Origin of the sequence: Sphaerisporangium rubeum, from assembly GCF_014207705.1 — a bacterium.
In the GTDB taxonomy this organism is placed as follows: Bacteria; Actinomycetota; Actinomycetes; order Streptosporangiales; family Streptosporangiaceae; genus Sphaerisporangium; species Sphaerisporangium rubeum.
On sequence record NZ_JACHIU010000001.1, the window covers coordinates 4,163,069 to 4,189,135 of the forward strand.

Here is a 26,067-nt window from a genome sequence, read left to right on the forward strand (position 1 = left end):
CGCCACCTGCCCTCCGGCAGGCACTCCTAACACGGGTGCCCGCGCGGCGTGAGAAGGGTCAGGCGCGCTTGGCGATCGCGGTGATCCAGGGCTGGACCAGGCGTGCGGCGAGGGGGCCGAACGCGGCGAGGATGAGGACGTACGCGGCGGCGAGCGGGCCGAGGTCGGGGTGGGCCCCGGCGGCCACGGCCAGGCCCGCGATGACGATGTTGAACTCGCCGCGTGGGATCAGGGAGATGCCGGCCCGCGCGCGGCCCGCACGGCCGATGCCGGCGCGACGCGCGGCGTACGCGCCGGTGAGCAGCTTGGTGACCATGGAGACCAGCGCCAGGACCACGGCGAGCCCCGCCACCGGGCCGATCTTGGTGGGGTCGGTCTGGAGGCCGAAGAACACGAAGAACACCGCGGCGAACAGGTCACGCAGCGGGGTGAGCAGCGCGCGGGCCTCCTCGGCGAGCTCACCCGACAGCGCGATGCCGACGAGGAACGCGCCGACCGCGGCGGACACCTGGAGCTGCTGCGCCACCCCGGCCACCAGCAGCGCGAGACCCACGACCTTCAGCAGCAGGACCTCGTTGTTGGGGCTGGACACGAACGCCTCGATGAACCTGCCGAAGCGCAGCGCGATCAGCAGGACGACGCTGACCGTGCCGAGCGCGATCGCGACCGTCACCGCGCCGGCCATGAGGCTCAGCCCCGCCAGCAGCGCGGTCAGCACCGGCAGGTAGATCGCCATGGTGAGGTCCTCGAACACCAGCAGGGACAGCACCACCGGGGTCTCGCGGTTACCGATCCAGCCGAGGTCGGACAGGACCTTGGCGGTGATGCCGGAGGACGTGGCGTAGGTGACGCCGGCCATCGCCACGGCCGCCACCGGGCCCCAGCCGAGCAGTAACGCGCAGATGGCGCCGGGTGCCGCGTTGAGCACCAGGTCGACCAGGCCCGCGCGCGCGTTGCCCTTGAGGCTGGTCACCAGTTCGTCGGCGTTGTACTCCAGGCCGAGGGTGAGCAGCAGCAGGATGACGCCGAGCTCGGCGCCGACGGCGGTGAACTCCTCGCTCGTCGCGAGAGGCAGGATGCCGCCGGTGCCGAACGCCAGCCCGGCCACGAGGTAGAGGGGAATGGGGGAGATGCCGACCCGGAGCGCCAGTGCCCCGAGGATGCCGAGACCCAGAAGAACCGCGCCGAACTCGAGAAACAGTATCGCCGTGTGGTGCAACAGCCCGTCCTACCCCTTGGCCAGGATCTCGGCGACCGCGGCCGTGCTCTCCGCTCCGCCGACGACCACCACGACGTCTTCGACCTCAAGGACGAAGTCGGGCCCCGGACTCGCCACCACCTGCCCGCCGCGCACCACCGCCACGATGGACGCACCGGTGCGGGTGCGCACGCGCGCGTCCCCCATGGGCCGTCCCACGTACGGCGAACCCGTCGCGATCGGCAACTGGTGGCTGACCAGCCCCTCGACCTCCCGATGGAGGTCGTTGAGCCGCTGCACGATGCGTGGCGCGCCGAGGAGCTCGGCCAGCGCGTCGGCCTCCTCGTCGTTGAGCCGCACGCTCTCGCAGGCCCGGTCCGGGTCACCCGAGTCGTAGATGACCAGATCGCGCTGCCCCGTGCGATGCGACACGACCCCGACGCGTCGTCCGGCCCGTGTCGTGAACTCGTGCCGCAACCCGATCCCGGGCAACGCCGTCTGCTCGACCTCCACCGCACCGTCCTCCACGCCGGGAATAGCCTGTTTCCGCCCCAGACCCTACCAATCCCCGACCGCGGTCGCGCCGGTCGGCCGACAGCGGACCGCGGCCGTGGTGCAGAATCGGTTGATGTGAACAAAATTTCGGAACATGCCTCCGACGAGGCCGATCTCCGCTCGGCGCGCGAGGGGGACGGCGCGGCGTTCACCCGGCTGGTGGAGCCGCTGCGCGGGGAGCTGCACGCGCACTGCTACCGCATGCTGGGGTCGGTCCACGACGCCGACGACGCGCTGCAGGACGCGATGGTGCGGGCCTGGCGGGGGCTCGCGGGGTTCGAGGGACGCGGGTCGGTGCGGTCGTGGCTGTACACGGTGGCCACCCGCACGTGCCTGGACCTCGTCCGCACCCGCGGCGCGCGTGCGCTCCCGGTCGACCTCGGTCCCGCCAGTGACCGCGCCGTGCTCGCGGACGTGCCGCTGACCGAGGTCGCGTGGCTCGGGCCCTATCCGGCGGCGGGACTGCCGGAGGAGACGGCGGGGCCGCACGCGCGCTACGAGCAGCGGGAGGCCGTCGAGCTGGCGTTCGTGGCGGCGCTCCAGCACCTGCCGGGGAACCAGCGCGCGGCGCTGCTGCTGTTCGAGGTGCTCGGTTTCTCCGCGGCCGAGATCGCCGCGATGATGGGCACCACGGTCGCGTCGGTGAACAGCGCGCTGCAACGGGCCCGGTCGGCCGCCGCCGAGCGGATCCCGTCCCTCAGCCAGCAGCGCACGCTGCGCACACTGGGTGACACCCGGCTGCGTGAGATCGTCGCCGGTTTCTCGTCCGCGCTGGAGCGTGGCGACGCCGGGGCCCTGGTCGCTCTGCTGACCGAGGACGTGACCTGGTCCATGCCGCCGCTCCCCCACTGGTACCAGGGCCGGGGCCCGGCGATGGAGTTCGCCGTGAAGGTCCCGCTGACGACCTGTGGCGACTGGCGCCACATCCCCGTCGACGCCAACGGTCAGGCCGCGGTCGCGTGCTACCTGCGCGACGACGACGCCGGAGTGCATCACGCCTGGTCGGTCAGCGTCCTCACCCTGCGTGGCGACCGCGTCGCCGCGATCACGTCTTTTGTCGGGGCCGATCACTTCCCCGCCTTCGGCCTGCCGGCCTTCCTCACCTGACCTTCGCCGCGTCATGACTTGTCGCGATAAGTCCGCCTGGTGGGAAGGTCCGGTGTCTGTGCACGCGGGCCACCTCCGGTCGTCTACGGTCGTAGGCGTGCTCGCCTCCGGCATCGCCGTCCACCGGCCCGCCGCCGTACCACCGCGCCGTCCCCGCGGCGCGTCCTCGTCCCTGCGGGAGGCGGGGTGAGCCGGGGCGGGTCGATCCTGCTTGACCGGTTCCACCACCCCGCGCAGGTCGTCGTCATGGGGTTCGGGTTCGCCATCGCGGTCGGCACGCTGCTGTTGCGGCTGCCGCTGGCCACCACCACCGGCGAGTCCGCGCACTGGCTGACCGCGCTCTTCACGGCGACGTCGGCCGTGTGCGTCACCGGGCTCGCGGTGGTGGACACCTCCACCCACTGGTCGGTGTTCGGCGAGGCCATGATCGCGCTGCTGATGCAGGTCGGCGGGCTCGGGGTGATGACGCTCGGCACGGTGTTCACCCTGCTGGTGTCCAAGCGGCTCGGCGTGCGGGCCAGGATGCTCGCGCAGATGGAGACCAAGACGCTGAGTCTCGCCGACATCCGGCGCATCGTGGCCCGGGTCGTGATGTTCAGCCTCGCCTGCGAGGCGGTCGCCGCGACCGTCCTGACCGTCCGGTTCCTCACCGGGTACGGCGAGCCGTTCGGCCGTGCGGCCTACTACGGCGTCTTCCACGCGGTGTCGGCGTTCAACAACGGGGGATTCGCGCTGTGGGACGACAGCCTCATGCGCTTCGTCTCCGACCCCTGGATCTGCCTCACCATCGCCGTCACCGTCGTCGTCGGCGGCCTCGGCTTCCCCGTGGTGTTCGAGCTGATGCGCTCGTGGCGGCGTCCGGGCCGCTGGAGCATCCTGACGCGCATCACGGTCGCCACCACCGCGGGGCTGCTGCTGTCCGGCACCGTGGTGTTCCTCGTCACCGAGTGGTCCAACCCCGGCACCTTCGGGCCGCTGGACACCGCAGGCAAGTGGCTCGCGGCGTTCTTCACCGCGGTGATGCCGCGCAGCGGCGGGTTCAACGTGGTGGACATCTCGCAGATGTACCCGTCGAGCTGGCTCGTCACCGACCTGCTGATGTTCATCGGCGGGGGAAGCGCCGGCACTGCCGGCGGCATCAAGGTCACGACGTTCGGGCTGTTCGCCTTCATCGTATGGGCCGAGCTGCGCGGCGAGCCGCGGGTCAACATCGGCCACCGGAGCCTGCCGGAGGCCGCGCAACGCCAGGTGGTGGCGATCATGGCGCTCGGCACCGGTATCGTGGCCGTCGCCACATACGTCCTGCTCGTCATCACGCCGTACACCCTGGACAAGGTGCTGTTCGAGGTCATCTCGGCCTTCGCCACCGTCGGCGTCTCGACCGGCATCACCACCGGGCTCGGCAGCCCCGAGCAGGTGGTGCTGGTCGTCCTGATGTTCATCGGCCGCCTCGGCCCCCTCACCCTCGGCTCCGCCTTGGCGCTCAAGGAGCGGAGCCGCCGTTACCAGCTACCCGAGGAGCGAGTGATCGTTGGCTGACAGATCGAAGGACCCCGTGGTGGTCATCGGCCTCGGCCGCTTCGGCACCGCTCTGGCCCTGGAGCTGACCCGCCGCGGCAACGAGGTGCTGGCCATCGACCACCGCGCCAAGGTCACCCAGCACCTGGCCGGCCAGATCACCCAGATCGCCACCGCCGACGCCACCGACATGGAGGCCCTCCAGCAACTCGGCGTCCCCGACTTCACCCGCGCCGTGGTCGGCATCGGCGGCGACCTGGAGGCCAGCATCCTGACGGCGTCGCTGCTGGTCGAACTGGAGATCGACTCCATCTGGGCCAAGGCCATCAGCCGCCAGCACGGCCGCATCCTGGACCGCCTCGGCGTCCATCACGTCGTCTTCCCCGAACACGACATGGGTGAGCGGGTGGCCCACCTGGTCAGCGGCCGCATGCTCGACTACATGCAGGTCGACGACGACTTCGCGCTCGTCAAGACCCGGCCCCCGAAGGACTACGTCGGCATCCCCCTCGGCCGGTCCAACCTGCGGCGCAAGTACGGCGTCACCATCGTCGCCGTCAAGACCAGGGACGAGGGCTTCACCTACGCCGACTCCGAGACCGTCCTCACCTACGACGACACCATCCTCGTCTCCGGCCGCGCCGAACAGGTGGAGCGCTTCTCGGAGCTGTGACGGCCCGGCCGCGCCTCACGACGACGCGCAGGCCGTGGAAGAGCCCGGTGTACAGCGGCAGCAGCACGACGTCGTGCAGGACGGCCGCGCCGAGGAACCACAGCAGGAACCCGGCGAGAATGCCGGCGGCGGCCACGCGGCTGAGGACGTAGGCGGCCACCGCGAAGCAGACGGCCATCACGAACGCGTGCCCCGGCCCCGCGCCGTACCGGCTGACGTTCCCGTGACCACTGTCCATGTGACCGGCGTCCACGTGACCGCCGCTCATGTGACCGCCGCTCATGTGAACCGCCGGAACTCGAGCCGGCGCACCCACTTGGTGTTGTGGACGCCGGGAGCGCCGGGGACGATGATCCGTGCGGGGAAGCCGTGGTCCGGCGACAGGTCGGCGCCGTTGACCCGCAGAGCGAGCAGCGAGCGGGGGTCGGCGGCCTGGGTGGCGCTCAGCGACGCGTGGCTGAAGGCGCCGCCTTCCTGCAAGGAGGCGACGTACACGCCGGCGGCGTCCGGGGCCCCGCACAGCCGCGCGAGGTCGGCGAGGCGGACACCGGTCCACTCCTGCTCGGTCGACCAGCCCTCCACGCAGGCGATCGGCAGCCGGTAGGTGCGCTGTGCCAGGGCCAGCAGTTCCTCACGCGACAGCCGTACCTCGTGCGTGCCGGCCAGGGCCAGGCGCCACGACGGGCCGGTCAGCGAGGGGTCGATGCCGGCGCTCGCGGCGGTCGTGTTGACCTGGAAGCCGCCGGCTTCGGGGCCGTGGGAACGGCTGTGCGGGATGAGCAGGGCCGTACCGCGCAGCGGGCCGTCCAGGGTCTGGCCCACCGACAGGCCGAACACGGCCAGCGAGGCCCCGCCGGTGAAGGCGAGCAGCCCGCGGCGTGACATGGCGGGCCGCGCGGGATCCCCGGCCACACCGCGATTCCCGGCCGCGCCAGGATCCCCGGCCGCGCCAGGATCCCCGGCCGCGCCAGGATTCCCGGCCGCGCCGGGGTGCGGCGGTCCGGGGTGGGGGTCACGCGGCGGGGTGCGCGGTTCCTGACGCGGGCCGCGGGTCCGGAGCGCGGCGACGACGCGGGGCCACTTCAGCGCTACGTGCGCGACGAGCGCGGCCAGGAAGATCCACGCGCCGTACAGGTGGGCCGGGTAGAAGGAGAACGGGAAGACGTAGAGGCGCTGGATGTTGAGTATGCCGGTGAGGAACTCGAACACCGCGCCACCGACGAGCAGCAGCACACTCACCCGTTCCAGCGCGTGCGCCGGCGACCGGACCGGGGGCCAGGCGAACAGCTTGGGGATCACCGACCACAGCTTGGCCAGCAGCACAGGCACCAGCGTCAGCCCAAGGATCACATGCGTGCCCTGGGTGACGCGGTACAGCCACACCGGCCGGGTGGGCCAGCCGAACAGGTAGAAGCCGAGCAGCCCCCGGTCCGGGGTGAGGTCGTTCCCCGGCAGCCGGGGCTCGTAGGCGGCGTACGACAACAGCCCCGTGACGGCCACGACCGGGATGCCGGCCAGCAGCACCAGACCGAGCACCGACGTCAGCCACGGCGTACGCAGCGGGCTGCGCCAGAACCCCGGCCGGAACGGCCCCGGCGGCCGTTCCCTCCCGAGCATCCAGGCCGGCACGCGCGTCGGCCACCGGACCATCACGAGCCGTTCGCCGGCCCAGCGGCCCGCGAGGCGCCGCCGACAACCTGCCAGGCGCCGTCCACGATCCGTGGCACACCATCCACGACCCGTGGTACATCGCCGACGCTCCGCGACGCGCCGTCCACGACCCGCGACGCGCCGCCGACGGCTCGTAGCGCGGCGGCGAACCGTGTTCCCGGTGCCAGCGCGGCGACCCGCGCCGCGTCGGCCGCGGTGTCGACATCGCGCAGCTCCGGCATGGCCGCCACGCTCAGGCCGGCCTGCCGCAGCCGCCGGAGCTGCGCCGCGCCGGTCTCCGGGACCGACATCGGCACGCCGAGCAGGAGCGCGGGGTCGGGACGGCGCAGGCCGAGGAGCCACCAGCCGCCGTCCGCCGCCGGCCCGAACACCGCGTCGTACCGGCCGAGCGCGGCGCAGGCCACGCGCAGCAGCGCGGGGGTGACCTGCGGGGTGTCCATGCCGATGAGCACGACAGGACCGGGACGCCGTTCGTGCGCGTCGGTGAACGCGGCGGCGATCCGCTGGTCCAGCCCGTCCCCGCGTTGCGCGATCACGTCGAAACCGTCCGGCAGCCACGGCCCCGGCACGCCGCGCAGGGCCAGCACCCGGTGCCGGGGCCCCGCGTCCGCCACGGTGCGCAGCGTGTCCTCCAGCGCGGCGGCGGCCAGACCGGCCGCCTGCTCGGGGGTGAACGGCGGACACAGCCGGGTCTTGACCCGGCCCGGCACGGGTTCCTTGGCGATGACCACGATCTGCGTCACGCCGTCTCCCCGATGACGTACCGCCTGGCGCGTCACACCGTCCCCGGTTCCCCCCGCCACGTGCCGCGTCACGCCGTCTCCCGGATGACGCGCCGCATGTCGGCGATCGCACGTGCGGTGCCGCGCACCGTGCCGGTGACCTTGGACCGGCCGGCCCGTGCCAGGTAGTCCACGTCGGTCTCGATGATCGCCCAGCCGGCCGCCGACGCGCGCAGCACCATCTCCAGGGGGTAGCCGAACCTGCGGTCCCGCAACCCGAGCGCGAGCAGGCCGGTCCGTGTGGCGGCCCGCATCGGCCCGAGGTCGCGCAGCGGCACCCCGGTGCGTCCGCGCAGCATGCGCGCGAGCGCGGCGTTGGCGAGCCGCGCGTGCGGCGGCCACGCGCCGCGTTCGGCGGGGACGCGCCGTCCGAGCACCAGGCCGGCCCGGCCCTCGCGCACGGGGTCCGCGACCCGGGGAAGCTGCCGGGGGTCGAGGGTGGCGTCGGCGTCCATGAAGCAGACGATGTCGCCGCGTGCCGCCGTCAGCCCGGCGTGGCAGGCGGCCCCGAACCCGCGCCGTGGCTCGGTCACCACGGTCGCGCCGAGACGCGCGGCGATCGCGGCCGACCCGTCGGTGGAGCCGTTGTCGACCACGATGGGCCGGTATCCCTCCGGCATCCGCTCCAGCACCCGGGTGAGCGCCGCCGCCTCGTTCAGGCAGGGCAGCACGACATCGATGTCCATGGGCCCAACGTTACGATCAAGACGGCCGTCCAACTCTTACGAAGCGATGACGTCCCGGCCGGGTATGCGCAGTTCAGGCCTATCGTTGGACCGTGACGGGACGATCATGACGGCGGACGCCGAGGGCCGGGGTGCGCTGCGGGCCTGGGTGGGCCTGGTGGCCGGAGCGTTCGCGGTGGGAGCGGTCCTGCACGGCGCGGGGGTGCTCGCCATCGACCATCTGCCGCCGCTGCACGGCCATTTCCGGTTCCTCACGTTCGCGCTGCTGCCTGCCGCCGCCTTCGCGGCGGTCGCCGTCCCGGTGCTGCCTCGGCTGACGGCACGGGCCGGCTTCGGTGTGGCGTGCCTGGCCGCGTACGGCTGCGCGCTGGCGTGGACGGTGCTGCTGGCGGCGCCGTCCGACGGGCCGGCGGCGCCGTTCACGCATCCGCAGGAGTACCTGGCGGTGCTGCCGCAGGTGGGTCACGACCCCCTGGGGTGGCTGGCCACGTTCACCGAGCGGCTGCCGTCGTACCCCACGCATGTGCGCGGCCATCCGCCGCTGCCGGTGCTCGTGGTGTGGGCCCTCGCGGGGGCGGGGCTCACCGGGCCGCTGCCGGCGGCGCTGCTGGTGATCGCGGTCGGCTGCTCGGCGACGGTGGCGATCGGCCTGACGGTGCGGCGGGTCGCCGGCGAGGCGGCCGCGCGGCGCGCGCTTCCGTTCCTCGCGCTGGCTCCGGCGTCGGTGTGGATCGCCACGAGCATGGACGCGTTCTTCGCGGGGGCCGGCGCGTGGGGGGTCGCGTTGCTGGTGACGGGACGGCGGCCGGTGACCAGGGTGGTGTCCTGCGGCGGCGCCGGGGTGCTGCTCGGCGCGCTGCCGTACCTGAGCTACGGCCTCGTGCCCTACCTGCTGATCCCCGTCGTGGTGGCGGTGGCCGTCCGGCCGCCGCTCCCGGCGGTGTGCGCGGCCCTCGGCGGCGCGGCGGCGGTGACGGCCGCGTTCGCCGCCGGCGGCTTCTGGTGGCCGGCCGGTGTGGCGGCCACCCACGCGCAGTGGACCGCCGACCCCGGGGCCGCACGTCCGTACCTGTACTTCCTGGTGGCGAACCTCGCGGTCCTCGCGCTGCTCACCGGCCCCGCCACCGCCGTCGGCCTCGCGCGGTCCTGGCGCCGCCTGGTCACCGGACCGGTCACGGCCGCAGGCACGGCCCGCGCCTGGCGCCGTCTGGTCACCGGACCGGTCGCGGCCCTCGTACGGGCCTGGCACCGTCTGCTTCCCGGCGGCACGGTCGTGGTGGCGGCGGCGCTGGTCGCGGTGCTGGCCCTCGACGTGAGCGGGGTGACGCGCGGCGAGGTGGAGCGGATCTGGGTGCCGTACGCCTTGTGGGTGACGGTGGCCGCCGCGCTCGCGCCGTGGCGCCACGCGCTCACCGCGCAGGCGGTGACCGGACTGCTGCTGCAGGGGCTCGTGCTTTCACCCTGGTGACGCGGCGAGCCATCCAGTGACACGCCGAGTCATCCCAGCGGCGCGGCGGCGAACTCCCTCATGCCTTCGGCGAACGGGGTGCGTGCCTGGAAGCCCAGTTCCTTGGCCGCGAGGTCCGGTGCGGCTGTGACGTGCCGTACGTCGCCGAGCCGGTACTCCCCTGTGACCACCGGCTCGGGGCCGCCGTAGGCCGCCGCCAGCGCCGCGGCCATCTCCCCCACGGTGTGCGGGTGACCGCTCGCGATGTTGTACGCCACCAGCCGGCCGGGCCGGCCGCCTGCGAGTGCGGCGACGTTGGCTTCGGAGATGTCGCCGACATGCACGAAGTCCCGGCGCTGGCCGCCGTCCTCGAACACCCGGGGGGCCCGGCCGGCCTCCAGGGCCGACCGGAAGATCGCCGCCACACCCGAGTACGGGGTGTCCCTCGGCATGCCGGGTCCGTACACGTTGTGGTAGCGCAACGCCACCGCGACACCACCGGTCTCCCTGGCCCAGCCGGCGGCGAGGTGCTCCTGTGCGAGCTTGGTGGTGGCGTAGGCGTTGCGCGGATCGGCCGGCGCGTCCTCGGCGATCATCGCGGGGGCCAGCGGCGCCGCGCAGTCAGGGCAACGCGGCTCGAACCGTCCTCGATCCAGGTCGGCGACGGTGCGGGGGCCCGGCCGTACCCGGCCGTGCCGCGCGCAGTCGTAGGCCCCTTCCCCGTAGACGACCATCGACGACGCCAGCACCAGGCGGCCGGTGCCGTGCCGTGCCATCGCCGCGAGCAGTTCGGCCGTGCCGTACACGTTGACCGACGCGTAGTCCGGCAGGTCGGCCACGTCCACCCCGAGCCCGACCTTGGCCGCCTGGTGGACCACGGCCTCCACTCCCGGCAACGCCAGGTCCAGATCGGCGGCGGACCGCACGTCGCCACCGGTCCTGACGTCCAGACCGGTCACGTCGTGCCCCGCCGCCTCCAGCGCACGCGCCACGTGACCGCCGATGAACCCGGCCGCGCCGGTGAGCAGAATCCTCATCCCGCCGAGCGTAGGCGCGGCCCGCGCCGCCGGCACGGCGCGGCGCGCACGCGTTCGCGGACCGTAAGAGATGCGGCTGCACAGAGCAGTGATATGACCGCTTCAAGCAAAGACCTTGTGATTTTCTGAACGCACGTTTAGATTTCTGCATGTGCCGTCAGAAGCGCGGTCGTTCATCGAACAGGCGCGGCGCGCGCAGATCGTCGCCTGCGCCATCGACGCCATCGCGACGCTCGGGTACGGCAACGCTTCGCTGGCGAAGATCGCCAAGCTGGCCAAGGTGAGCACCGGGGTGATCATTTATCACTTCGGCAGCAAGGACGAGCTGATCAGGGCCGTCGTGGAGGAGGTGGCCCGGATCGCGACCGAGATGATGGTGCCGCGGATCATGGCGGAGACCACCGCGACCGGCGGGCTGCGCGCGTACATCGAGTCGAACCTGGACTTCATGCGGCTGCATCCCCGGCCGTTGCTCGCGCTCGTGGAGATCGTGGGACACGGACGCGCGGAGGACGGCGGGCCGGGGCCGTACGCGGCGCAGCACGAGACCGCGCTCACCGATCTCGCCAAGGTCCTGGACTGGGGACGGCACACCGGGGAGTTCCGTGACTTCGCCACGCGGCCGATGGCGCTCGCCATACGCGGGGCCATCGACGCCGTCCCCGCGGAAATGATCAAAAACCCTGAGCTGGACCTGCGGGAGATCTCCCGCGAACTCGTCACCGTCTTCACGCTCGCGACCCGGAGCACACCATGATCCCCGCATTACAGACCTCCCGCCTGCGCAAGGCCTTCGGCGACAAGATCGCCGTCGACGACATCGACCTGACCATCCCGGCGGGCTCCTTCTACGGCCTCGTCGGCCAGAACGGCGCCGGCAAGACCACCACGCTGTCCATGGCCGTCGGCCTGCTGCGGCCCGACGGCGGCAGCGCGCGGATCTTCGGTGCGGACGTGTGGTCCGACCCCGCCGTGGCGAAGGCCCTGGTGGGGGTGCTGCCGGACGGCCTGGCCATGCCGGAGCGGCTCACCGGCCGCGAGGTGCTCACCTACCTCGGGCTGCTGCGCGGGCTTCCGCGTGAGGTGGTGGACCAACGGGCCGCCGAGCTGCTGGCCGTGCTGGAGCTGGACGAGGCGGAGAAGACCCTGGTCATCGAGTACTCCACCGGCATGCGCAAGAAGATCGGCCTCGCCACCGCGCTGCTGCACGCGCCGCGGCTGCTGGTGCTCGACGAGCCGTTCGAGGCCGTGGACCCGGTGTCCGCCGCGACCATCAAGACCATCTTGCGCGGCTTCGTGGCGGGTGGCGGTTCCATCGTGCTGTCCAGCCACGTCATGGCCCTGGTCGAGCAGCTCTGCGACCACGTCGCGGTGATCGACAAGGGCCGGGTGGCGGCGGCAGGCACCCTGGACGAGGTGCGCGGCGCGAGCACCCTGGAGGACGCCTTCGTCGGGCTCGTCGGCGCCGAGAGCGGCGGGATCAAGGAGCTGGCGTGGCTGTCGCGATGACCATGGTCAAGATGAAGGTCGCCGTGCTGCGCCACTCCATGAGCGGCCAGCGCGCGGGCTTCACGGTGATGGGTGCGGTGACGGGGCTGGTCCTCGCCGGCGGCACGATCTGGCTGGGGCTCGGCACGGCGGAGCTGCTCGCCGCCGCGTACGCCGTGTGGATGCTCGGCTGGATCTTCGGCCCGGCGTTCGCCGGAGGCGGTGACGAGACGCTGCGGCCGGAGTTCTTCACCCTGCTCGGCCTGCCGCCACGCCGCCTGGCCTCGGGGCTCCTGGTGTCGGCGTTCGTCGGTGTGGCGCCGGTCATCAGCCTGCTGGCCCTCGCCGGTCTGACCGTCCACGGTGCGCGTCTCGGGGCCGTCGCGGCGCTGGTGTCGGTACCCGTGGCGCTGACGCAGCTCGCGGTGTTCGTGCTGCTGTCGCGGGTGGCCGTCGCGCTGCTCGGCATCGCGCTGCGGTCCCGGGCCGGCGCGGTCGGCGCGGGGCTGGCCAACGGCCTGGTGCTGGCGCTGCTCGGCCAGATCTGGGTGGTGTTCGTCGCGCTCGGCCGGCCAGGCGGCGTGCCGCCGGTGGTAGGTGAGGTGGCGCGTCACCTGCCGTCCGGCTGGGGTGTGGTCGCGGTGGAGGCCGCGGGGTCGGGTGACTGGGTCAGGGCAGGCGCGGCGCTCGCCGCGCAGGTGGTGCTGGCGGTGCTGCTGCTGGCCGCGTGGGCCGCGCTGCTCACCCGGCGCGCGGGGGCCACGCGCACCGCGCCGAGGGGCCGGGCCCCGATGCGGGTCACCACGGCGTCAGGCGCGGTGCTCTCCAAGGAGTTGCGCACCTGGTCGCGCGACCTGGTGCGGACCCACCAGTTCATGTTCGCGCTGGCGTACGGGGTGTTCTTCGCCGCCGCTCCGCTGCTGATCGGCGTTCCGGACATGCTGCCGCTGGCCGGGCCGATCTTCGTGGTGATGGCCGCGGCGCTGTCGGCCAACCTGTACGGCACCGACGGCACCGCGCTGTGGCTCGCGCTCATGACGCCGGGGACCGCGGACGTGCGGGGACGGCAGCACGCGTGGCTGCTCACCGTCGCGCCGGTGGCGGTCGTGCTGACCGTCGCGCCGGTCGCCGCCGTGGACGGTTCCTGGCCCGTGATGCTCGCGCTGCTGGTGTCGCTGCTCGGCGGCGGCGCCGGCCTGGTGCCGCTGGCCTCGGTGTACGCGCTGGTCCCCGGCATCGACCCGCACAAGCGCGGTGGCAACCCGCTGCGCTTCACCGAGGAGGACGGCACGGTCACCGGCATGGTGTACGCCGTGCTGGCGCTGGTCCTGGTCACCGCGGCCCCCGCGACCGTGGTCGCGGCGCTGACCGGCTGGCCCGGGGTCGCCGTGGGGGTCGTGACGGGAGCGCTGTGCTACTGGGGTTTCGGCCTGCTCGCCGAGCGTGCCCTGCTCGCGCGCGGCCCGGAACTGCTGGAGACGATGCGCACCGGCCGCCGGCCGTCCCCCGCCACCACCTCCGGCACGCCGCGCAGGTGGACCCGCTACGAGAACCTGTCGCGCCGCGACCGCCTCGTCGTCGGCGTGTGCTACACCGTCGGCGCGATCCCCCTGTTCCCCCAGGGTGTGCTCCCCGCGGTCTTCAAGGTGAACGGCGAGGACACCCGCGCGTGGTTCCTGGCCCTGTACCTGCCGGAGCCCTGGCAGTGGCCCGTCATCGCCTTCATGATCGCGCTCGGTGTCGCCATCTACGCGACCGCGGTCGTCATCCCGCTGCGCCGCGGGCCGGAGGCGACCGGGGAACCCGGCGGCGAGCAGGCCGCGGTCACCTGATCCTTTTCTTTTAGCGCCTTTTACCCGGCATCAGCGGCAGATGGCTGCTTAACTAATATCTGCCGCGAAGACCTCTATTGCCGTAAAGCACCTCACTACGCCTGTTTTCCGATGTCAGAGTAGGTGGCCGGGGAGTACCTGCCACTAAAAATATGCATTTATGTCCCTTTTGACGGTTAGTGCTGCGGTTGATTTGTCGCGGATATCCCCCTGCTCCCTGGACCCGCCGCCGCGGGTCGCGCGTTCCTGTGAGGCACTCTGTGACAGACACCAAAAGCCGTCTTGTTCAGCTCATTCACCGGCACGCGGCCGGCCCCGGATCGGGGGTCGCGCTGGAGCAGGGCCGCAGGAGCGTGACCTACCGCGAACTGGCCGGGCTCGTGGCGGAGCGCGCTTCTGAGCTGGAGGCGCTCGGAGCGCGCGGTGCGTTCGTGGCGGTCGAGCGGGTGAAGTCGGTGGAGTTCGTGCTCGACCTGCTCGCCGTGCTCGCGGCGGGTGGGACGGTGGTGCCGGTCGATCCGGACACACCGGCCGAGCGGCGCGCGGTGTTCCTGGACCTCGCGCGGCCGGAGTTCCTGGTGGACGGCGCCGAGGTGCTGCGGCTCGGTGCGCACCGGCACCCGGGGGTGCCGCCGGACGCGGCGTTCGTGTACTTCACCTCCGGGTCCACCGGCACGCCGAAACCGGTGCTCGGGTCGGCGGCGGCGGTCGCCGGGTTCGCCGAGTGGTTCGGGCCCGAGTTCGGTGTGCGGCCACAGGACAGGTTCGCGTTCCTCACCGGGCTGAGCTTCGAGGCGTGCCTGCGGGACGTCTTCCCGCCACTGGCGGCCGGCGCGACGCTGGTGCTGCCTGAGGAAGGCGCGGCGGCCGACCCCGAGGCGACCGTCGCGTGGCTGGCCCGGCGGGACATCAGCGTGGTCACGGTCGTGCCGTCGGTGGCGCGCGCGTGGCTGCGGCACGGACGTGAGGTGTGCCCCTCGGTGCGCGCGGTGTTCTTCGTCGGGGAACCCCCTGGCGCGGATCTGCTCGGCCGGTGGCGTGACCTGTTCCCGGACACGACACTGCGCGTCAATTCGTACGGCTCCACCGAGAGCGGCCAGGCCACCGTGTACAACCGCATACCGGACGACCTGTCCGGCGACGCGGCGATCCCCGCCGGCCGTCCCGTCCCCGGCACGCGGTACTGCTTCATCGAACCGGAGTCCGTGCTCAGGGCCGGACTGGTGCGGGAACGGCTGGACCACCCGGTGCGCGCCGGGGAGATCGTGCTGGTGAGCCGTTCGTGCAGCCACGGCTACCTCGGGATGCCGGAGGAGAACGCCGCGAGGTTCGCGGTGCTCGGCGACGGCGTCACGGCGTACCGGACCGGCGACCTCGGCCGGGTGGACGACAACGGTGACCTGGTGGTCGTCGGCAGGGCCGACGACGAGGTGAAGATCAACGGGGTGCGGGTGCACCCGGCGGAGGTGCTGCGGGCCGTCCGCGCGCACCCGGCGGTGCGCGACGCGTTCGTCGCCGCCACCAGGGCCGCGGACGGGTCGGCGAGCCTGACCGCGTACGTCGTCCCGGCCGGTGACCTGGAGGTCGCGCACCTGCGGCGGGACCTCGCCGACACCCTGCCGCAGGCGATGATCCCCGCACGGTTCACCGAGGTCCCCGAGTTGCCGCGCACCCGGACCGGAAAGGTGGACAGGGCCGCGCTGACCGACCTCGCCGGACGTGCCGCGCCGGCCTTCGCCGAACCGTCCGGCGAGGAGGAACGATGGGTGGCCGCGCGGTTCGCCGAGCTGCTCGGCGTGGCGCGCGTGTCGGCGGCCGACGACCTGTTCGCGCTCGGCGGCGACTCGATCACGGCCACCCGCCTGCTGTCGCGCATCTGGCAGGAGTACGGCGTGCGGCCGTCCCCACGCGAGGTGTTCACCGCCGCCACCGTCACGGGGATCGCGGCGTTGATCCTCGAGTACCGGCTGCTCGCCGAGGACCCCGACGAGTTGCGCGCGCTGCTCGACACACTGGACGGCCCCGGCGACGGCGGCCCGTCAGGCGGGGACGCGTCATGAGGCGACCGTCGCCTGCCGAGCGCCTGACCGGAGCCGTGTCATGACCGAGTCCTCTCTCGCCGACCGCCTGAGCCGGCTGTCACCCGAGCAGCGGGCCCGGCTGAGCCGCATGATGCGGGACCGGGACCCGGCGGCCGCCGACGACCTCGGTCCCATCCCGGCGGCCGACCGCTCGTCCGGGGTGCTGCCGATGTCGTTCGCGCAGCGCAGGCACTACTTCCTGCAGCGGCTGCGGCCGGAGAGCCCCGCGTACAACACCGTCGAGGCGGTACGGCTGCTCGGGCCGCTGGACGCCGAGGCGCTGCGGCACGCGGTGGCGGCGTCGGTGGCGCGGCACGAGGTGCTGCGGACCCGGTGCGTGCCGGGGCCGGGGGAACCGGTACTGGTCGCGGACGGCGGCGGCCCGGTCGTCGAGTTCACCGAGGTCTCCCCCGGCGGCACGGCGGGTGAGCTGTTCTCGCGCCTCGCCGAGCGGCCGTTCGACCTGGAACGTGAGACGCCGCTGCGGGTCACCGTGGCGCGGCTCGGCGAGGACGACCACGCGCTGCTGCTCGTCGTGCACCACATCGCCTCCGACGCGTGGACGTGCCGTCTGCTGATGGAGGAGATCTTCCGCGGGTACGCCGGCGCGACGAAGGAGCCACCGCCGATCCGGTCGACCGGCACGGCGGAGCCTCCGCGGGAGCGGTACGGCGGCACGGCGGAGCCTCCGCCGGAGCGGTACGCCGGACCGGTGGAACCGCCGCTGCCGGTGCAGTACGCCGACTACGCCGCCTGGCAGCGGGCCAGGACGGAGTCCGGCGCGGCGCGCGCGTCGCTGGCGTACTGGCGTGAGCGGCTGGCCGGCGCGCCGCCGGTGCTGGAGCTGCCGCTGGAGCACCCGAGGCCCGCCGTGCGGTCCGACCACGGCGCCGAGCTGCGCGTGGACCTCGGCGCGGACGTGCGGCGGCGCCTGCACGCCACCGCGAAGGACGCCGCGGTGACGCCGTTCGCGCTGCTGCTCACCGCGTTCGGGTACGTGCTGCACCGGCACTGCGCCACCGGCGACGTGGTGGTGGCGACACCCGTGTCGGGTCGCGACCGTGTGGAGACCGAGCGGCTCGCCGGCTGTTTCGTCAACACGATCGTGCTGCGCCTCGGCTTCGGCGGCCCCGGCACCCGGCGTGACCTGGTACGGCGGGTGTGGCGGGACACCCTGGACGACCTCGCGCACCAGGACGTGCCGTTCGAGCACCTGGTGGCGGAACTCGGCCAGGACCGCGACCTCAGCGCCGGCCGGCTCGCGCAGGTGATGATCAACTACTATCCCGCCACCGAGGTCGCGGCCCGCGTCCCCGGCCTCGCGATCGTGCCGCTCGACGTCCCGCGCGCACGCGCCAAGTTCGACCTGACCTGCACGGTGGTCGACGCCGGCGACGCGCTGCGCGTGACGTTCACCTACGCCACCGACCTGCTCGGCCCCGGCCTCGTGGCCCGCCTCGGCGAGCACGTCACCGCCGTCCTCACCGGACTGCTCACCGACCTCGACTCCCCCGCCGCGACCCTGCCGGCGGCGCCACCCGGCGACCCCGCCCCTGAGCCGGCCCCCGCCGCACGGGACGCCGTCCCCGTCCTGGCGCGGTTCCACGCGCAGGTCGCGGCGCACCCGGACCGGGTCGCGGCGCGATGCCGCGAGGAGGCCGTGACCTACCGCGAGCTCGACGAACGAGCGGAACAGGTGGCGTCCTACCTGCGCGGCCGTGTCACGCCTGGCCACCGGGTCGCGTTGCTGTTCGAGCGATCGACCGGCTATGTGGCGGCGATCCTCGGCGCGCTGAAGGCCGGAGTGAGCTACGTACCCCTCGACCCGGCGATGCCGGCCGGCCACCTCGCGGCGGTCCTGGAGTCGTCCGGGGCCGAGGTCGTCCTCAGCCACGCGGAGGTGGACGCGACGACGGTACCGGACGGCGTGCCGGTGACCCGGCTGGAGGACCTGCCGGCGGCACACGACCCTTCACCGGCGGAACCCTCCGCCACCGGACGTCAGGACGAACCCGGCGGACACCCCGCTGACGCACATCGAGACGGAGCCGGCGGACATGTCGCCACTGATCCGCCGAGCGGATCCGGCGGCGCCAGGAGCGCCGCGGCCGACTCGGAGATGTATGTGCTGTTCACCTCGGGGTCGACCGGACGGCCCAAGGGGGTGGTGGTCGAGCACCGGCACTTCTCGGCCTACCTGGACTCCGTCCTCGCGCGGATGCGGGTCCCCGGCGGGCTGCGCTTCGCGATCGTGTCCACGTTCGCCGCGGACCTCGGGCTGACCAACCTCTTCGGCGCGCTCGCCACCGGGGGGACGCTGCATGTGCTGCCGTACGAGCACGCGGCCGACCCGGCGCGGTTGGCGGCGTACTTCCGGCGGCACCCGATCGACTTCATGAAGCTGGTGCCGAGCCACCTGCAGGCCGTCGCCGAGGCGGGGCTGCTCGCGGACGTGGTGCCGGCGCGGTTCCTCGTGCTGGCCGGTGAGCCGTGTCCGTGGGACCTGGTGGCGGCCGTGCGCGCGGCCCGGCCGGGGGTCGCGGTGTGGAACCACTACGGGCCGACCGAGACGACCGTGTCGGTGCTGGCGTACGAGATCCCCGCCTCGGCCCCACCCGGCGCCGCCGTCCCCCTCGGGTTCCCGCTCGACCACGTCCGCGCGCATGTCGTGGACGGTGACCTGCGGCCGGTTCCCCGGGGGACGGCGGGTGAGCTGCTGATCACCGGCGCGAGCGTGGCACGGGGATACCTGGACCCGGCCGACGTCCCAGCGCGCGCGGCCGGGTCCGCCGGTGCGGCGAGTACATCCGGGCCCGCCGGCACGGCCGGCCCCGCGGCGGCCGCGGCCCGGCCCCACGGTGGCGCCGGTGACCGGTTCGTGCGCGACCCGTTCTCCGTGGACGCGCGGGCCTACCGCACCGGGGACCGCGCGCGACTGCTGCCGGACGGCGCGGTGGAGTTCCTCGGACGGCTGGACCGGCAGGTGAAGATCCGCGGCCACCGGGTCGAGCCGTCGCACGTGGAGGCGGTGCTGCGGCGCCACCCCGGCGTCGCCGAGGTCGCGGTCGACGTCCGGCGCGACCGTGAGGGACGCGCGTTCCTCGCGGCCTTCTACGTGCCGGCCCACGGCACCGCGCACGACGGCACGGCATCTCCGGAGGACGACACCGCCGGCCGCACGCGAACCGGCGCGGGGATCGGTGCGGGGGTGACCGGGCTTGTGGAGTTCGCGCGGGACTCCATGCCGCCGTACATGGTGCCGGCGGCGTGGGCCGTGATCGGCAAGGTGCCGCTCACCCCGAACGGCAAGGTGGACTGGCCGGCGTTGCCTGAGGCCGTTCCCGCCGCGCGCCGCAGCGCCGCCACTCCCCCGCGGGACGCCAGGGACGCGCGGATCCTGCGCGTCTGGAAAGAGGTGCTGGGCCTCGAAGAGGCCGGTATCGACGACGACTTCTTCGAGTCGGGTGGCGACTCGTTCAGCGCCATGCGGCTCGCGCGGCGCGTCGGGGAGGACGTGCGGGTCATCTCGGTCTTCCGGCACCCCACCGTGCGGGGGCTCGCCGACCACCTCGGGGAAGGCGCCGCCGGTGGGTACCTGTGGCGGCTCCCCGGTGCGGGGACGACGGCACGGGTCGCCGGTGCGGGGACGGACGGCCGGGTCGCCGGTGCGGGGACGGTGGCGGGGGTCACCGCGACGGTGGTCGCGGTGCCGTTCGGCGGGGGGACCGCGGCGGCGTACGCGGAGCTGGCCGGCGCGCTGCCGCCGGAGTTCCCGCTGTACGCGGTCGACCTGCCGGGTCACGACCCCGCGCTGCCGGAGCGGGAGCTCGAGCCGTTCGCGGTCACGGCCGAGGGTGTCGCGCGGGAGGTGCTCGCCACGGTCGAGGGGCCGGTGGTCGTGTACGGCCACTGTGTCGGCGCGGCCCTGGCGTACGACATCGCACGGCGCGTCGAGGCGGCCGGCGGCCGGGTCGCGGGGGTGGTGCTCGGCGGGGCCTTCCCCGCGCCGCGCCTGCCGGGACGCCTGTTCGACCTGTGGGCCCGGGTGTTCCCCAGCGACCGGTGGCGCTCGGACCGGCTGTACCGCGACATGCTGCGCGGCATCGGCGGCCTCACCGGTGTGCTCGACGCGCGGGAGCAGGCCCTGACGCTGCGCGCGGTGCGGCACGACGCACGCGAGTCCGAGGAGCTGTACACACGGCTGTGCGCGTCCCCCGGCCCCCGCACGCTGCGCGCGCTCAGCGTGGTCGGCGAACGGGACCGCATCACCGAGTTCCACGAGGAGCGGTACCGCGAGTGGGACCTGCTGTGCGCGGACAGCGACCTCGCGGTCATCCCCGCCGCCGGCCACTACTTCCTCAAACACCAGCCGGACCTCTTGGCCGCCGCCATCACGACGTGGACCGAGCGGTTCCTCGGCACCACCTCGGCCCTCGACGTCCCGGCCGCCTCGCCGGTCCACACGAAACCATCATCGGCGGCGGTGCCGTCCCCGGATCACTCACCGGCCCACCCAACCCCCCGGGAGACGCCGGACGAGGCACCGGTCACGCGCTCCCCCACCACGACCGGCGCACCCCTCACACCACCGGCCCCCCGAGAGACACCGGACGAGGCACCGGTCGCGCACTCCCCCGCCGGATCCCCCACACCCCCGGCTCCTCCCCCGCCGCGTCCCGGATCGTACGGCAGTGCGGCGACGCTGCGTGCGTTCGCGCTGGTCACGGCGGGTCAGCTGTTGTCGATGACCGGCAGCAGAGCGCTGGCGTTCGCGCTCGGGGTCTGGGTCTATCTGCGGACGGGGAGCGCGACCCAGTTCTCCGTGATCCTGGTGGTGGCGCTGCTGCCGGGGCTGCTGGCGCTGCCGTTCGCCGGAGCGGCGGCCGACCGGTGGAACCGGCGGTCGCTGCTGATCGGGGCCGAGGTGGCGAACGCCGCCGGCACGGGGTTCTGCCTGGTGACGTTCGCGGCGGGGTCGCTCCAGGTGTGGCACATCTACGTGGCGGCGGCCGTCGGTTCGGTCGCCACGTCGTTCCAGCAGCCGGCGTACCTGGCGGCGGCGGCGCAGCTCATACCGAAGCGGTACCTGGCGCGGGCCAACGGCGTCCTGCAGGTGGTGACGGCGCTGAGCCAGGCAGGCGGGCCGCTGCTCGGCGGGGTGCTGATCGCGTCGGCCGGGGTCGGCGGCGCCATGGTCGCCGACCTCGGGACGACGATCGCCGCGACGGCCACGCTGCTGGTGGTCCGTTTCCCCGACCTGCTGTTCCGCAGGCGTGAGGAGCCGATCGGCAAGGAGATCGCCGGTGGGTTGCGGTACATCGCGCGGCGTCCGCCGCTGGTCGCCATGGTGGTGTTCTTCCTCGGCTACAACCTGATGCTCGGCTTCGCGCTCGCGCTGTTCCCGCCGATGGTGCTCCAGTTCGCCGGTACCGGCACGCTGAGCGTCGCCACCATGGCAGGCGCGGTCGGCGGGATCGTGGGTGGCACGGTGATGGCGCTGTGGGGCGGGTTCGAGCGGCGCGCGACGGGGATGGTGGGCTTCGTGCTGCTCACCGGCCTCGGCATGGCCGTCGCGGGGCTGCGGCCCGAGCCGCCGTACCCGGTGATCGGCCTGGCGCTCGTCATGGGGTCCATCGCGCTGATCAACGGTCACTGGCAGACGATGATCCAGCTCAAGGTCGGCATGGAACTGCAGGGCCGGGTGCTCGCCACCAACCGCATGACCGCCAACCTCACCGAGCCCCTCGGCTATCTGGCCGCAGGCGCGCTCGCGGACGCGCTGTTCGAGCCGGCCATGGCGCCGGACGGCCCCCTGGCCGGGACCGCCGGAGGGCTGCTCGGCACCGGGCCGGGCCGCGGCATGGCCCTGATGATCGTGCTGCTCGGCGCCGCGCAGGTCGCGCTGGCCGTCGCGGGCCTTCGGTGGCGCACCCTTCGCCACATGGAGGACGTGCTGCCTGACTCCGTGCCTGGCGCGGTCGTCACGTGGGACCGCGACGAACTGCAGCGCGCCTCCGACGACGAGCTGGACGACCCCGCCGCACGGAGATGATCGGGACGTACAGTACAGCGCATGGGACTGGACATCACCGAGGCACAGAAGTTGTGGGACCCCATGCCGGGCTGGCTGGACAGCGCCAGTTACGGCCTGCCGCCGCGGCCCGCGTTCGAGGCGCTGCAGAGCGCGCTGGCCGACTGGCGCGTGGGCCGTACGAGCTGGCGACCGTGGAACGACTCGACGGCGCGGGCCCGTGCCGCGTTCGCCGCCATGATGGGGGTCGCGGCGCAGGACGTCGCGGTGGGGGCCACGGTGTCGCAGATGCTCGCTCCGGTCGCGTCGTCGCTGCCGCCGGGGTCGCGGGTCGTGGCGCCGGAGGAGGAGTTCACCTCCAACCTGTTCCCCTGGGCCGTGTCGGCCGACCTGCGTACCGTCCCCATGGACCGGCTGGCCGACGCGGTGGACGCCGGCACCCGGGTGGTCGCGTTCAGCCTGGTGCAGTCGGCCGACGGCCGGGTGGCCCCGATCGACGACATCCTCGCCGCGGCGCGCACCCATGACGCGCTGGTGTGCGTGGACGCCAGCCAGGCCTGCGGCTGGCTGCCGGTGGACGCGTCGCGGTTCGACGTCCTGGTCTGCGGCGCGTACAAGTGGCTGATGGCCCCGCGCGGCGCCTCCTACGGCTATCTGTCCCCGAGGGCCCGGGCCGTCTCGCGGCCCACCGCCGCCAACTGGTTCGCGGCTGACGACCCGTTCGCGGCGTTCTACGGCCCGCCGCTGCGCCTGGCGGAGGACGCGCGTGCCTTCGACCTGTCCCCCGCGTGGTTCTGCCAGGTCGGCGCGGCTCCGGCCCTGGAACTGCTCAACGAGATCGGTGTGGAGGCCGTCCACACCTACAACACCGCTCTCGCGGCGCGTTTCCTCACGGCCCTGGACCGCGAGCCGACCGGCAGCGCGATCGTCACCGTGGACGTCCCCGGCGCGGAGGAACGCCTGAACGCGGCGGGGATCCGCACCTCGGTCCGCGCCGGCAAGGTCCGCGCGTCTTTTCACCTGTACTCGACGGAGGACGACGTCGATCAGGCGGTGAAGGCCCTGACCGGCTGATCATCGGGAGAGCCGCCAGGTCACAGGTTCGCGGCCGTCGAAGCCGGGCAGTGCCCCGGCACCGACAGGGGGGAGGCCGGGGATGCGGCGACCGGAGATCGAGGTTGCGGACGCGGAGCGGCAGGGGCCGGCGCCGAGCGCGGAGACCGAGGCGCTGTGCGCGCGGACGGCGCGCAGCGCTCTCGGGCTCACGGAGCTGCGGCCCGGCCAGCTGGAGGCGATGGCGGCGCTCGCCGAGGGCCGCGACACGCTTGCCGTGATGCCGACCGGCAGCGGGAAGTCCGCGATCTACCAGGTGCCGGCGCTGCTCCTGCCGGGGCCGACGCTGGTGGTGTCGCCGTTGATCGCCTTGCAGCGCGACCAGGTGCGTGCGCTGCGCGCGCACGACGAGGAGGCGCGCAGCGTGGACGCGGGTACCTCGGCGCGGGAGAGGGAGGCCACGTTCCAGGCGCTGCGCGCCGGTACGGCGGAGTTCCTGTTCTGCGCACCGGAGCAGCTCGCGCGGCCCGACGTGGTGAAGGAGCTGGCCGCCGCGGCTCCTTCGCTCATGGTGGTGGACGAGGCGCACTGCGTGTCGACGTGGGGGCACGACTTCCGGCCCGACTACCTGCGGCTCGGCGCGGTCGCCGACGCCATCGGCCGTCCGGCGATCGTGGCGCTGACGGCGACCGCGGCGCCGCCGGTGCGTGCGGAGATCGTCGAACGGCTCGGCATGCGCGACCCCGTGACGATCGTCCGGGGGTTCGACCGGCCCAACATCTCCCTTGAGGCGCGGTGGGTGCACGGGGACGCCACGGACGAGGTGACGGCGGCCGTGCGGGAGCAGCCGCAGCCGGGCATCGTGTACGTCGCGACGCGCAAGAGGACGGGACAACTGGCGCGGGTGCTCGGCGAGGCGGGGCTGCGCGCGGCGCCGTACCACGCGGGGCTGCCGCGCGCGGAACGCCACGAGGTGCATGAGCGGTTCCTGAAGGGTGACCTCGACGTCGTGGTGGCGACCAACGCGTTCGGCATGGGTATCGACAAGCCGGACGTCCGCTACGTCTTCCACGCCGAGGTTCCCGGCTCGCTCGACGCCTACTACCAGGAGATCGGCCGCGCGGGCCGTGACGGCGGCCCCGCGCGGGCCGTGTTGTTCTACCGGCCCGAGGACCTCGGCCTGCAGCGGTTCTTCACCGGGTCGGTCCCCGACGCCGGCACTCTCGAGAGGGTCGCGGAGGCCGTCGCGGACGGCACCGGGGAACGGCGGCGGCTCGCCGAGCGTGCCGGGGTGTCGCCGCGGCGGCTGACGCTGCTGCTCGACCTGCTGCGGCGGGTCGGCGCGGTACGCGTGGGGTCCCGCGCGATCACACCGGTCGCCGGCGGGCCCGATCCGGCCACCGCGGCGGACCTCGCGCGGGGCCTCGCCGAACGCCGCCGTGACATCGAGCGCACCCGGCTGGAGATGATGCGCCGCTACGCCGAGACCGGCGACTGCCGCCGCCGCCTGCTCCTCGGCTACTTCGGCGAGCACCTGCCGAGCCCGTGCGGCGACTGCGACACCTGCCACGCCGGCACGGCCATGGAACCGGCACCCGGCGAGGGTCCTTTCCCGGTGCACACCCACGTGGAGCACGCCACGTGGGGCCCCGGCCAGGTCATCCGGCGGGACGACGACCGGCTCATCGTGCTGTTCGAGGAGGCGGGCTACCGGGAACTGCTCCTTGAGGCCGTCCTGGAGCACGACCTGCTGCGCGAGACCGGACCAGGGTCCACCGGGACGTGACCGAAGCCGCGTGGCAGGTCGGTGGCCGACCAGGGGGCCGGGGCCGGTGGCCGGTCAGCGGCTCACCAGGGGACCGGAGCAGGCGGCGGGTCAGCGGCTCACCAGGGGGCCCGAGCCGGTGGAGCCGCGGACGATCAGCTCGGGCTGGAAGATCAACTCGGTGTTCTTGAGCTTGGTGCCGTCGATCTCCTCCAGGAGGGTCTGCACGGCGGCGGCGGCCATGGGGCCGATGGGTTTGCGGACGGTGGTCAGCGGCGGGTCGGTGAAGGCGATCAGCGGGGAGTCGTCGAAGCCGACGACCGAGACGTCGCCGGGGACGGTGAGGCCCCTGCCGCGCGCGGCGCGGATGGCGCCGAGCGCCATGAGGTCGCTGGCGCAGACGATACCGGTGCAGCCGCGGTCCAGCAGGGCCGCCGCCGCGGCCTGGCCGCCTTCCACGGTGAACAGGGAGTGCTGGACGAGGTCCTCGCAGTCGTCCTCCCCGAGCAGCGAGGACATGGCCTCGGTGAAGCCCTCGATCTTCCTGATGACGGGGACGAAGCGGCGCTGGCCGGTGGCGAGGCCGATGCGCTGGTGACCGAGCGTGACGAGGTGCTGGACGGCGAGCCGCGCGGCCATGCGGTCGTCGGGTGAGATGAAAGGCGCCTCGATCAGAGGGCTGTAGCCGTCCACCAGGACGATCGGCAGGCCGCGGTCGGTCAGGCGGGTGTAGCGGTCCATGCGCGCGGTGGTGTCGGCGTGCAGGCCGCTGACGAAGACGATGCCGCTGACGTCCCGTTCGAGCAGCAGCTCGGTGAACTCGTCCTCGGGTGCGCCGCCGGGGGTCTGCGTGCACAGCACGGGGGTGTAGCCGTGGTGGGTCAGGGACTTCTCCACGGCCTGCGCGAAGGCCGGGAAGATGGGGTTGTCCAGTTCGGGGGTGACCAGGCCGATCAGTCCGTTGCTGCGCTGACGCAGGCGCTGCGGACGTTCGTAGCCGATCAGGTCCAGCGCGGTGAGGACGAGTTGCCGGGTGTGAGCGGAGACTCCTGCCTTGCCGTTGAGCACACGGCTCACCGTGGCTTCGCTCACGCCGGCCTGAGCGGCGATATCGGACAGGCGGGTGTTTCCTCCGTGCACGTT

Annotated in this window: 19 protein-coding genes; 11 read left to right on the forward strand and 8 right to left on the reverse strand. The window is 73.4% G+C overall.

Translation table 11 applies throughout. The features are described from left to right. Nucleotides 1–58: 58 nt before the first annotated feature. A complete protein-coding gene (locus tag BJ992_RS17925; protein ID WP_184982471.1) occupies nt 59–1,219 on the reverse strand; it encodes a cation:proton antiporter in 1,161 nt (386 codons plus the stop codon). Between the two features lie 9 nt (nt 1,220–1,228). Then, a complete protein-coding gene (locus BJ992_RS17930; protein ID WP_184982474.1) occupies nt 1,229–1,711 on the reverse strand; it encodes a cation:proton antiporter regulatory subunit in 483 nt (160 codons plus the stop codon). A 117-nt stretch (nt 1,712–1,828) separates the two neighbouring features. On the opposite strand from BJ992_RS17930, the gene BJ992_RS17935 reads away from it, so the two are divergent. From BJ992_RS17935 to BJ992_RS17945, 3 genes are all read left to right on the forward strand, one after another. Next, nucleotides 1,829–2,860, forward strand: a complete 1,032-nt coding sequence (locus BJ992_RS17935) for a sigma-70 family RNA polymerase sigma factor (protein WP_221474877.1) — start codon at nt 1,829–1,831, stop codon at nt 2,858–2,860. Nucleotides 2,861–3,046: 186 nt separating this feature from the next. Further along, nucleotides 3,047–4,399 carry a TrkH family potassium uptake protein gene (locus BJ992_RS17940; RefSeq protein WP_343072722.1) on the forward strand — a complete coding sequence of 451 codons (1,353 nt, stop codon included), beginning with the start codon at nt 3,047–3,049 and terminating at the stop codon, nt 4,397–4,399. Beyond that, nucleotides 4,392–5,051, forward strand: coding sequence for a potassium channel family protein (locus BJ992_RS17945; protein ID WP_184982478.1), 660 nt, complete (start codon nt 4,392–4,394; stop codon nt 5,049–5,051). The genes BJ992_RS17940 and BJ992_RS17945 overlap by 8 nt, the downstream gene beginning before the upstream one ends. Here the strand turns inward: BJ992_RS17945 and BJ992_RS17950 are convergent. The 4 genes from BJ992_RS17950 to BJ992_RS17965 form a co-directional block, all read right to left on the reverse strand. After that, nucleotides 4,984–5,334 (reverse strand): hypothetical protein, encoded by a 351-nt coding sequence (locus tag BJ992_RS17950; RefSeq protein ID WP_184982480.1) that lies wholly within the window; start codon nt 5,332–5,334, stop codon nt 4,984–4,986. The genes BJ992_RS17945 and BJ992_RS17950 overlap by 68 nt on opposite strands. Further along, nucleotides 5,331–6,680 carry a molybdopterin-dependent oxidoreductase gene (locus tag BJ992_RS33825; protein ID WP_343072723.1) on the reverse strand — a complete coding sequence of 450 codons (1,350 nt, stop codon included), beginning with the start codon at nt 6,678–6,680 and terminating at the stop codon, nt 5,331–5,333. Before BJ992_RS33825 ends, BJ992_RS17950 begins: the two co-directional genes overlap by 4 nt. Before the next feature lie 20 nt (nt 6,681–6,700). Next, on the reverse strand, nt 6,701–7,465 hold the full coding sequence (locus tag BJ992_RS17960; RefSeq protein WP_184982482.1) for a TIGR04282 family arsenosugar biosynthesis glycosyltransferase: 765 nt from the start codon (nt 7,463–7,465) through the stop codon (nt 6,701–6,703). Nucleotides 7,466–7,533: 68 nt separating this feature from the next. After that, entirely contained in the window at nt 7,534–8,190 is a 657-nt protein-coding gene (locus BJ992_RS17965; RefSeq protein ID WP_184982484.1) for a glycosyltransferase family 2 protein, read from the reverse strand. A 106-nt stretch (nt 8,191–8,296) separates the two neighbouring features. Between BJ992_RS17965 and BJ992_RS17970 the strand changes: the two genes are divergently transcribed. Continuing rightward, nucleotides 8,297–9,658, forward strand: coding sequence for a hypothetical protein (locus BJ992_RS17970; protein WP_184982486.1), 1,362 nt, complete (start codon nt 8,297–8,299; stop codon nt 9,656–9,658). Nucleotides 9,659–9,687: 29 nt separating this feature from the next. On the opposite strand, the gene BJ992_RS17975 is transcribed toward BJ992_RS17970, so the two are convergent. Continuing rightward, complete coding sequence (locus BJ992_RS17975) at nt 9,688–10,674, reverse strand: NAD-dependent epimerase/dehydratase family protein (RefSeq protein WP_184982488.1); 987 nt, start codon at nt 10,672–10,674, stop codon at nt 9,688–9,690. Nucleotides 10,675–10,825: 151 nt separating this feature from the next. Between BJ992_RS17975 and BJ992_RS17980 the strand changes: the two genes are divergently transcribed. From BJ992_RS17980 to BJ992_RS18010, 7 genes are all read left to right on the forward strand, one after another. Next, nucleotides 10,826–11,431 (forward strand): TetR family transcriptional regulator, encoded by a 606-nt coding sequence (locus BJ992_RS17980; protein ID WP_184982490.1) that lies wholly within the window; start codon nt 10,826–10,828, stop codon nt 11,429–11,431. Then, nucleotides 11,428–12,183 (forward strand): ABC transporter ATP-binding protein, encoded by a 756-nt coding sequence (locus BJ992_RS17985; protein ID WP_184982492.1) that lies wholly within the window; start codon nt 11,428–11,430, stop codon nt 12,181–12,183. Before BJ992_RS17980 ends, BJ992_RS17985 begins: the two co-directional genes overlap by 4 nt. Beyond that, a complete protein-coding gene (locus tag BJ992_RS17990; protein ID WP_184982494.1) occupies nt 12,168–13,994 on the forward strand; it encodes a hypothetical protein in 1,827 nt (608 codons plus the stop codon). Before BJ992_RS17985 ends, BJ992_RS17990 begins: the two co-directional genes overlap by 16 nt. 260 nt (nt 13,995–14,254) lie before the next feature. Further along, nucleotides 14,255–16,054 (forward strand): AMP-binding protein, encoded by a 1,800-nt coding sequence (locus tag BJ992_RS17995; protein WP_184982496.1) that lies wholly within the window; start codon nt 14,255–14,257, stop codon nt 16,052–16,054. 40 nt (nt 16,055–16,094) lie between these two features. After that, nucleotides 16,095–22,127 carry a non-ribosomal peptide synthetase/MFS transporter gene (locus tag BJ992_RS18000; RefSeq protein WP_184982498.1) on the forward strand — a complete coding sequence of 2,011 codons (6,033 nt, stop codon included), beginning with the start codon at nt 16,095–16,097 and terminating at the stop codon, nt 22,125–22,127. Between the two features lie 21 nt (nt 22,128–22,148). Further along, nucleotides 22,149–23,180: an aminotransferase class V-fold PLP-dependent enzyme gene (locus tag BJ992_RS18005; protein ID WP_246496697.1), complete on the forward strand. Its 1,032-nt coding sequence runs from the start codon at nt 22,149–22,151 to the stop codon at nt 23,178–23,180. An 82-nt stretch (nt 23,181–23,262) separates the two neighbouring features. Continuing rightward, nucleotides 23,263–24,945 (forward strand): RecQ family ATP-dependent DNA helicase, encoded by a 1,683-nt coding sequence (locus BJ992_RS18010; RefSeq protein WP_184982500.1) that lies wholly within the window; start codon nt 23,263–23,265, stop codon nt 24,943–24,945. Between the two features lie 90 nt (nt 24,946–25,035). Here the strand turns inward: BJ992_RS18010 and BJ992_RS18015 are convergent, their stop codons facing one another. After that, nucleotides 25,036–26,064 carry a LacI family DNA-binding transcriptional regulator gene (locus tag BJ992_RS18015; RefSeq protein WP_343072724.1) on the reverse strand — a complete coding sequence of 343 codons (1,029 nt, stop codon included), beginning with the start codon at nt 26,062–26,064 and terminating at the stop codon, nt 25,036–25,038. Nucleotides 26,065–26,067: the final 3 nt, after the last annotated feature.